Here is a 1,348-nt window from a genome sequence, read left to right on the forward strand (position 1 = left end):
CAGTAGGTTCGGGCGTCGGGCCAGCGGTCGGCGAAGGTGATCGCGAACGCGTTGACCGCGGGCTTCCAGCGCATCGTCCATCGTGCCCGACCGGCACCGGTCGGGTCGAGCGAACGAGTGACCAGATACAGGCATTTCAGGGCGGCTTGCTCGGTGGGGAAATGCCCTCTGGCCTTGATCGCGCGCCGGTAGCGGGCGTTCAAGGACTCGATCGCGTTGGTCGAGCAGATCACCTTCCGGATCTCGATGTCGTAGTCGAGGAACGGGATGAATTCCTCCCACGCGTTCTCCCAGAGGCGCACGATGGCCCCGTATTTCGAGCCCCACCGCTCGGTCAGCTCACCCAGCGCTGCCCGGGCGGCATCGGCGTTGACGGCGCTGTAGATCGGTTTCACGTCTCGTTTCAACGCGTCCCAGTGCTGACGGCCGGCCAGCCGGAACGTGTTACGGATCAAATGGATGATGCAGGTCTGGACCGTGGCCAGCGGCCACACGTTCCCGACCACCTCCGGCAACCCTTTCAACCCGTCGCAGACCAGGAAGAACACGTCCTTGACCCCGCGATTTCGGATCTCGGTGAGCACACTGAGCCAGAACTTCGCGCCCTCACCACCCGAACCGGCCCAGAGTCCGAGGATGTCTTTCTCCCCGGTCACGGTCACTCCGATCGCGGCATAGATCGGCCGGTTGGCGACCTGGCCGTCCCGGATCTTGACCACGATCGCGTCGATGAAGATCGCGACATAGACCTCGTCGAGGGGTCGGCTGGACCATTCCTGCATCTCCGCGATCACCTTGTCGGTGATGCGGGAGACGGTTTCCTTCGACACCGACGCCCCATAGATCTCCGCGAAATGCGCCGAGATCTCCCCGGTGGTCAAGCCTTTCGCATACAGCGACAACACGATCTCATCGACCCCGGTCAACCGACGCTGCCGCTTCTTCACGATCTGAGGCTCGAAGCTGCCGTCCCGGTCGCGGGGCACCTCGATCGGCACCGGCCCGGTCGTCTCGGTCAACACCGTCTTCGACCGGGTCCCGTTACGCACATTCGCCGACTCCCGCTCGGCGGGGGCTTCGTTCGGCTCGAAGCCCAGGTGCTCGGTCATCTCCTCATTCAGCGCGGTCTCGAGGACCGTCTTGGTGAACTGCTGGAGCAGACCATCCGGCCCGGTCAGGGACAGTCCTTGTTCTTTGGCCATCCGGACCAGCTCCGCCGCTGCCAGCTGCTCGGCCGAGGCCTCGGCCTTCTTCTTCGCCACGGCATCAAGTGTCGTCATCACGGCACCTTCCCGCTGACCATCCGGTCAGCGAATCAGGCCGGAAACACCGTTAAATCCACAGTCCC

The 1,348-nt window shown here is 63.9% G+C and carries 1 protein-coding gene; it reads right to left on the minus strand.

What is annotated here, in order from left to right:
• Window positions 1-1,283: IS256 family transposase (locus ACWCPQ_RS35015; RefSeq protein WP_449907470.1), on the minus strand; the 1,283-nt coding region annotated here is incomplete at its 3' end.
• Window positions 1,284-1,348 lie beyond the last annotated feature (65 nt).

The organism is Nocardia sp. NPDC001965, from assembly GCF_053594175.1.